Source organism: Salinimicrobium gaetbulicola (assembly GCF_042676025.1).
Taxonomy (GTDB): domain Bacteria; phylum Bacteroidota; class Bacteroidia; order Flavobacteriales; family Flavobacteriaceae; genus Salinimicrobium; species Salinimicrobium gaetbulicola.
This window is the reverse complement of sequence record NZ_JBHTJP010000031.1, coordinates 1-7,623: the sequence shown is the minus strand read 5'-3', so window position 1 is coordinate 7,623 and position 7,623 is coordinate 1. Positions and strand designations below refer to the sequence as shown.

10 protein-coding genes are annotated in these 7,623 nt (G+C 31.2%); all 10 read right to left on the bottom strand.

The window, feature by feature from the left end:
• Nucleotides 1–236 precede the first annotated feature (236 nt).
• Entirely contained in the window at nucleotides 237–686 is a 450-nt protein-coding gene (locus tag ACFQ1G_RS01500; RefSeq protein ID WP_380736471.1) for a hypothetical protein, read from the bottom strand.
• Nucleotides 687–863: 177 nt separating this feature from the next.
• Complete coding sequence (locus ACFQ1G_RS01495) at nucleotides 864–1,355, bottom strand: toxin-antitoxin system YwqK family antitoxin (protein ID WP_380736470.1); 492 nt, start codon at nucleotides 1,353–1,355, stop codon at nucleotides 864–866.
• A gap of 137 nt (nucleotides 1,356–1,492) precedes the next feature.
• The gene (locus ACFQ1G_RS01490) at nucleotides 1,493–1,918 is read right to left on the bottom strand and encodes a hypothetical protein (RefSeq protein ID WP_380736469.1); all 426 of its coding nucleotides are present in this window, start codon (nucleotides 1,916–1,918) and stop codon (nucleotides 1,493–1,495) included.
• Between the two features lie 228 nt (nucleotides 1,919–2,146).
• Nucleotides 2,147–2,542, bottom strand: coding sequence for a hypothetical protein (locus ACFQ1G_RS01485; protein WP_380736468.1), 396 nt, complete (start codon nucleotides 2,540–2,542; stop codon nucleotides 2,147–2,149).
• A 146-nt stretch (nucleotides 2,543–2,688) separates the two neighbouring features.
• Nucleotides 2,689–3,195: a hypothetical protein gene (locus ACFQ1G_RS01480; protein ID WP_380736467.1), complete on the bottom strand. Its 507-nt coding sequence runs from the start codon at nucleotides 3,193–3,195 to the stop codon at nucleotides 2,689–2,691.
• Between the two features lie 161 nt (nucleotides 3,196–3,356).
• Nucleotides 3,357–4,196: a TlpA family protein disulfide reductase gene (locus ACFQ1G_RS01475; RefSeq protein WP_380736466.1), complete on the bottom strand. Its 840-nt coding sequence runs from the start codon at nucleotides 4,194–4,196 to the stop codon at nucleotides 3,357–3,359.
• A 283-nt stretch (nucleotides 4,197–4,479) separates the two neighbouring features.
• Nucleotides 4,480–4,944 carry a hypothetical protein gene (locus tag ACFQ1G_RS01470; protein WP_380736465.1) on the bottom strand — a complete coding sequence of 155 codons (465 nt, stop codon included), beginning with the start codon at nucleotides 4,942–4,944 and terminating at the stop codon, nucleotides 4,480–4,482.
• A 225-nt stretch (nucleotides 4,945–5,169) separates the two neighbouring features.
• Complete coding sequence (locus ACFQ1G_RS01465) at nucleotides 5,170–5,724, bottom strand: hypothetical protein (protein ID WP_380736464.1); 555 nt, start codon at nucleotides 5,722–5,724, stop codon at nucleotides 5,170–5,172.
• Between the two features lie 178 nt (nucleotides 5,725–5,902).
• Nucleotides 5,903–6,601: a hypothetical protein gene (locus tag ACFQ1G_RS01460; protein WP_380736463.1), complete on the bottom strand. Its 699-nt coding sequence runs from the start codon at nucleotides 6,599–6,601 to the stop codon at nucleotides 5,903–5,905.
• 151 nt (nucleotides 6,602–6,752) lie between these two features.
• Nucleotides 6,753–7,496, bottom strand: a complete 744-nt coding sequence (locus ACFQ1G_RS01455) for a hypothetical protein (protein WP_380736462.1) — start codon at nucleotides 7,494–7,496, stop codon at nucleotides 6,753–6,755.
• Nucleotides 7,497–7,623: the final 127 nt, after the last annotated feature.

Here is a 7,623-nt window from a genome sequence, read left to right as displayed (position 1 = left end):
CTTTTAGCGTGTATTTCTTTCCATCGTATTTTTCAATAAGTTTTTTCAAGTCTATTGATCAATTTTAAATTTTATTGTGCCTTAGCATAAATGACACACAACGTCTCCGGTTAACGCAAGTAGCGGCCCTGGGAAACGATTATTTGTCCGTTTAAGTTATCGTTTTAAAGGTAGTTAAAAATGTCATTTTAGATGGTCTGCAGCTATTTGCTCGTTAACCGATGTTGGGGCTAGTATTAACTTATTCCAATTTTCTTCATTAAGCGATAAATCCAAGTCAGTTTCTTGGTGTTACCGTTTAAAATTTCAGGATTTTCTTTTAAGAGTTTAGAAAAATACCATAAATCTTTATCAGGGAAATTATTGGCACTAACTGAATTATAAATTGATTTGTCTAAATCTAAATTTTTAAGATTGTATAGATTGTATTTGTTTAGGGCGTAATTATTTGTCCGCTTTTCACCCTTAATTATTTCTTCGACTGAAAAGTTTGGTTTCAAAATATTTACCCAAAATCCTCCATCATAAATAATTTTGATAATCAGCCCAGGTTTCACATAATCGTTATGAACTTCGTAGACATATTGATATTCCGGTATTTTTATAAAACCAAACTTGTCGGTTAAAAATCCGAAGTGTTCATTTAAGGCATTTTGGAATCTGTCTTGATTTGTTCTTTTTTTCAATCAGATAGAGTTTTATAAATATTAGCCCCAACGTCTCCGGTTAACGCAAGTAGCGGAGTAGGGGACGCGAATTTGTCGGTTAAGTTATCTTTTTAAAGGTAGTCAAAAATGTCATTTTTAAATGGTCTACCGCTATTTGCTCGTTAACCGATGTTGTAGCCAGTTTTATTAGTCGGTTTAGTAGTAAACTTCTTCTTTGATAATAACTCCTTGTTCATCATAGTTGCGCCAAACTCCGTGACGTTTATCATTTTTATATTCTCCTTCTGTACTTAAGGATCCATCTTCATTAAAGTATCTTGCTATTCCATTTAGATTTCCATTAAGATCATAAGAAATCTCACCTCTTTTCTGTCCGTTTTTATAATACTCAGCACCAGCAACTGGTTTGCCATTTTCATACATAATCAGAGCGGCAATTTCTCCAGTTTCGTAATAAGCCGTCATTTTTTCTAATTCACCATTAGTTATTATATGCTTCTGGTTTATTTGTCCGTTTTTGAAGTAAGTTATTTCTCTGAAAATACTGTCCTTTTTATCTAACCAATAAATTTCTTTTTTAGGGTTTCCATCACTCCAGGTTTCCACAGTTTCTAAATTTGAAGGACATCCAGTACAAGAAATTAAGGTCAATCCGAATAGGAGAAGAACAAAAATTTTTAATTTCATTTTTTTGTTTTTTCAAATTGGCTACAACGTTCCCGGTTAACGCAAGTAGCGGACATGGGAAACGTATTTTGTCGGTTAAGTTATCTTTTTAAAGGTAGTTAAAAATGTCATTTTAGAGGTCTGCCGCTATTTGCTCGTTAACCGATGTTGTGCCTCGTTTTAATACCAAGAGTTTGTGTCAATTTATTCAGTCCGATTTTTGAAATTATTCTAAAACTCAATTCCATAAATATAAATCTGGTTGCTAAAAATGCAAAAATTAAGGTCGGAAGTAAGTTTAGGGCAGTTTCTATTTCTTCTGTTTGCCAAATAATGATAAATCCAATTATTGGGTATGATAACATTATTGAAAATAAGATCTTAAAAGCTTTATGAAATCTGATTTCGATCTGTCCGTTTTTATTTTCGAATTTTCCAATCAAGACGCAGAGGGCTCCAAATCCCACTAGGGAAGAGATAATTTTAAATTCACTTTGATTGACTTGTCCGATGAAATCTTCTTTGATTCCATATTCCGATAACAGACCGGATTTCAATTTGGTGTTTCGCTTTAAGTCAGCCATTGCCGATGAGCTATCTCGGTTCAATTCAATTATGTAGCTTCTGGTCGGAAAGAATTTCATTCAGTTATGGATATTACTCAAATGAGGCACAACGTCTCCGGTTAACGCAAGTAGCGGACCTTGGAAACGAAATATTTCGGTTAAGTTATCTTTTTAAAGGTAGTCAAAAATGTCATTTTTGAAGGGTTTTCCGCTATTTGCTCGTTAACCGATGTTGTGCGTAGTATTTTATCCTCCAGTTTTTACTGGAACATTAAATTCCGTTCCAGTTTTTTCTCCATTAATTTCAAAACGTAATTTTATATTCAGAGTATCAGTTTCCAAATAATTGCTTGGAACATTTATTTCCGTTTTGGTAATTCCATTTTTCGTTCCGAGCACTTTAATTCCAGTTCCATAAATTGAACCTGTTTTTATGTCGATATTTTTCCATTCAAAATCCGTTCTGATTGGCGTGTCATAAGTCAAGTAATCATTTCCATTTAAGATTTTTATTTCCACGCTACTTTCTTTGTTTTCATAAATAAATTCCGAGGTGTTTTTTTTCGATTCCGCACAGGAAATCAAGGGTAGAATTAAAAGTCCAAATAGTAAATTTCTTTTAATCATCTTGGGTTTTCTCATATTACGCACAACGTTCCCGGTTAACGCAAGTAGCGGACTTGGGGACGCGAATTTGCTGGTTAAGTTATCGTTTTAAAAGTAGTCAAAAATGTCATTTTAAACGGATCTTCCGCTATTTGCTCGTTAACCGATGTTGTGCACAGTTTTTATAAATTATCAATCTCATCCATTATTGTGAAGAAACTATTTAAATCACAATAGGGGTCTGTAGCCATTCTTTTCCCTTTTTCAATTACATCAAATTCATACTCTCCAATCAGGTCATTAAATTTGGTTACATATATTTCCATTTTAAACTGAATATTTAAGTTGGAATAATCTATCTCGTCATTTTTGAATTTAAAATTCTCCTCAGTTTCAATTCCTTTAATAGGTTTATTATTTTTTAGATAGGTCAATCTTGTATATCTGCCGTAAGAAGCACCAAATTGTTCTTCAATTTTTACAATCTCCCCTTCTAGCTTCCATATTTTCAATGTTGCTCCATGGTCAATATGACTTCCGGTAATTTCACTCCAGTTATATTCTTTTAGATTTAGGCTAGAATTTGAGTCCACAGATCCGATATAATTATCAATTTCCTTTACCGTAATATCTTGAGAAAAAGCTGTCAAATTAAAAAATAAGAATACTATTATTGATTTAAATTTCATGGCATACTTTAAAATTGTGCACAACGTTCCCGGTTAACGCAAGTAGCGGACTTGGGAAACGATTTTTTATCGGTTAAGTTATAGTTTTAAAGGTAGTCAAAAATGTCATTTTACAAGTGTCTACCGCTATTTGCTCGTTAACCGATGTTGTGCATAGTTTTTTATAATGGTGGTGGTGGGGGAATCTTTTCATTCAATTCCTTTAGATTTTCAAAAGATGCAATCATTTCCGACGCTTTATTAACCACTTTTTTTATCGTTCCATTTTCGTCGATTATCAGATGAGTCGGATAAGTTTGTAAGTTTAAATTTCTTACGAATTCTTTTTGATTTGGGACTACTTGATATTCAAACTCTTTCTTTTGTAAAAAGCTTTCTAATTCGCTTTTTGTATCCAATGCTAAACTCACAAAAATAATGTTATTTTTTTGTTTGTATTTTTCAACGAATTCGTTTAGTTCTGGAAATTCAGCTACACAAGCTTTACAGTTAATAAACCAAGTTTTTAGAATAATAGTTTTTCCTTTAGTGTTTTCGTTGGTGTAATGATTTCCATTCAAGTCAATAAACTCGAATTTTGGAAGTTCCTGTCCTTCCATTTTGAAATGTTTAAGGCTTGTCAGCGATTCGTTCTTTATTGTTTTACCGATACTTTTATTTGCATTTGAGTCGAGTTCAAAAAGTTTGTATGTTTTAATTGCAGTGTTTGATTTTATTTTTAATGGAATGTAATTTCCTGTAATTAATTTTTCTAAAAATTGCTTTTTTTCAATTGTGTCTGCTTCTTCATTTAGTCCAATAAAATTAGAGGATAGAGAAATGTTGGATGAATAGTAAGTCCACCATTTAATAAAATCAGTTTCGATTTTTTTTAAGTCAATATTTGGTTCGATTATTTCGACTTTTTCCGATACTGATTGTTTTTCTGTTCTATCTTTTTCTTTACAAGAAAATAGAATAATTGGAAGGATAAATAATGAAAGTATTTTTGAAGTTCTCATTTTTTTCAAAATTATGCACAACGTCTCCGGTTAACGCAAGTAGCGGACTTGGGAAACGATTTTTTGTCGGTTATGTTATCTTTTTAAAGGTAGTCAAAAATGTCATTTTTCGATGGTCTGCCGCTATTTGCTCGTTAACCGATGTTGGCAAACGTTTTATTGCAATTGAGTTTAGATAATTATGTTGACAAATCGTAAAGTTTGATTATCAATTTCCTTTCGAATATGAAAAACTCAAACATATTCATTTCGTACTCATTATTAATTCCAGTCTGACGATTATTTAAGCAGCTGAACTAGGATTAGTGAGGTGTAAAATCTCGTTTAAGATTTTGATCGATTTATTTATTTTAAATTTTAAGTATAACCAATAAATAAAACTTCCTAAAAACACAAACGATATATGAGTCCAAAAAATGGAACCTGTCGATACAACAAAAGGTAAAACTATTGCGACAGCTAATAAAACTTTGAATATTTCAGGGACTTTAAAGGTTATTTTAATGATATTATGATTGTCTTTATTTTCAGTTATTTTCCCGACTAATACAGGTCTTAATAATTTTCTGAATCCGTAATCAAATAAAGGGTAAATAACGAACGAATTTTTTTCAATTTTACCTTCAAACTTCATTTCAGTAGCATTCCAAATATTAGAAATTGATAAGTCGCTAGTTACAGATTTAAGTTTTAGAGAGACTTCTTCAATTGATAAGGATGTACCGATTGATATTTTTCTTAATGTCATTTGTAAGGCTGGTTAATTCATTTAATTCTTGATTATTTATAAATTTCGGAAAATTATCTATTCAGCTGGGATATCAAAAATGTTTGCCAACGTCTCCGGTTAACAAAAGTGGCGAGTTGGGAAGACATCACTTTCCGTGGAAACGAATTTTCTTATTGAAATAAATGTAGAAAAATATCTCTCGAAAAAGCCATTTTAGTTAACCGATGTTGTGCCTAGTTTTTATTATATCCATGAATACGCAAATTCTAATTCAATTGAGGCTTCACTTTCTAAGATTTTGAATGTCCACACGGATTCATAATATTTTTCAGGGCGATATTCAGTTTTATTTGAATACCAATCATAATTTTCATTCTTATATAATTCTTCTACAATCTGTCTGACTTTATCTGATGTGAAACCTCTAAAACTTACGGTTACAATTTCACCCCATTCAACACATTCTTGTTCGTGTTTAAAGGAATGTCCTTCTTTAAAAGAAATTACATAACCGCAAATGGTGTCTTTAGTTTCTTTTTCAATCATCCATTCTGGTTTTTTCAAAAATGTGGAATCCTCAATTCTATTAAAGTGAAGCGTTAGATATTCCAACATTTTGATTTCAGGTGATTCAATTTGAAGTTTTTCATTTGAGGTCTCTACTTTTATTGAATCAGACGAGAAAGTCTGGCTCTTTTGATTAATGGTTGGAACCATACTTAATTTATTGTTTAGACCAATGTCAAAAGTGTCTTTATTCTTCTGTTTTCCACATGAAACCAAAAGGATGAATGTCAATATGAGTATAATTCGGTTCATTTTTGAAATTAGGCACAACGCCTCCGGTTAACGCAAGTAGCGGACCTAGGAAACTATTCTTTATCGGTTAAGGTACCTTTTTAAAGGTAGTTAAAAATGTCATTTTAGAGGGATCTGCCGCTATTTGCTCGTTAACCGATGTTGGCAAACGTATTTTTTACTGACTCATTACCAACTCTTTTACTAATTGACAGTCGTGTATCAAATGATTCATTAAGTCTTTTAAAAATTCATCTACACTTTTCTCAAATGACATTTCGTAAACTTTCATTGTTTTTTCAGCGTGTCTTGCCGAAGTACTTGAAACTATTTGATTAAAACTTTCCATACTTAATTTGTCAATTCCGAGTTCGGTCAATTTTTTACAAGATTCTTTTGAAACAGATTCAATTAAGTCACGTTTTCTTTTGTGTTTTTTCTTTTCTTTTTTTGATAAGGATCTTGGTAAATCAATTTCAACTTCCGCAATTAGGTCATTACTTAACAAATTCTTTTGCTCAGTTGAGAGTTCAGACCTTTGGAAATAAAGTCCTATTGAATTACAATTTCTGAAAGCAATGATTTTAGTCAATTTGTTTTCAGCACCAATTCGAGCAATTGTTTCAATGATTTCTTTCGGTTTGATTTTGTCGTTTAAGTCATTTATTACAATTATTCCTTCTCTAAAATCAAAACTTTCCTCTGTATATAAATTTTGAGAATAAATAATCTTATAGGAAACTGATTTTTGAGATTCCAATTCAGTTTCCATTTTTTCAATTCCGCTTTCACAATTTAATTCAGACGTATTTTGGGCTAAATTTATTGTCGATAGTAATGAAAATAGGATTAGTATTATATTTTTCTTAATGTTCATTTATATGTTTGCCAACGTACCCGGTTAACGCAAGTAGCGGAAGTTGGGGACACGAATTTGTCCGGTTAAATTATCGTTTTTAAAGGTAGTCAAAAATGTCATTTTAGATGGTCTGCCGCTATTTGTTCGTTAACCGATGTTGTTGAGCGTTTTATTGTTCGATCCATTTTAGGAATTCTAATCCAAAATCAGTGATTTTATATTTGATTATTTTATTATAATCTATTTGATTTGAGAACGATTGACTAGAATTAGAATATTGATAATCTAGTTTTCCAAGTTCATTTTTTTCTTCAATTAGGATCAAATTTTTATCGCTTAACATTTTCCATATAATATCCATTTGAAAATCGAAAACAGAATCTTGAGGAAGTTGATTTTTGTTGGAAGCAACCTTACCTGTTTTCTTTATATTTTTCAAGTATGAGTTCCAAATTACTTTTGTTTGAAGAATGTTGTGCAAAATTATATCATTATCATTTTGTCTTAATTCGGAAAAGTAGTGCAATTCATCAATGGTTAAAGAGTCAAGAATTGAAATCATTAGTTCGCTACTAATTTCTGATTTTCTCTCTTTTTTTATGTGATTTGAAAGTATGTTCGAAAAAAATTCTATTTTTTCTTTATGTCTTGTTTTGATTACTGAGTTTAAGGTTTGTATCATTAAATCATAAAATTCCTCAGAATTTATAATTTCAGTTTCAATTTCCTTTTCTTCCAGTTGACCAAGTCTTTCATCTAGTTGTTTTAAGAATAGTTCTATTCTTTTTTCTCTCCATTTGGAACCCTTCTCGGAAAGTAGTAAATCTAGTGCACCACCAATATGTGGAATCAGATTAATTAAAGCTCTAATTTTATATCTTCCCTCATATTTTTCAATCAGACTTTTATTCATAATATCTTTCTATAAAATGCTCTACAACGTCTCCGGTTAACGCAAGTAGCGGACTTGGGAAACGTATTTGTCGGTTAAGTTATCGTTTTAAAGGTAGTCAAAAATGTCATTTTAGATGGGTCTACAG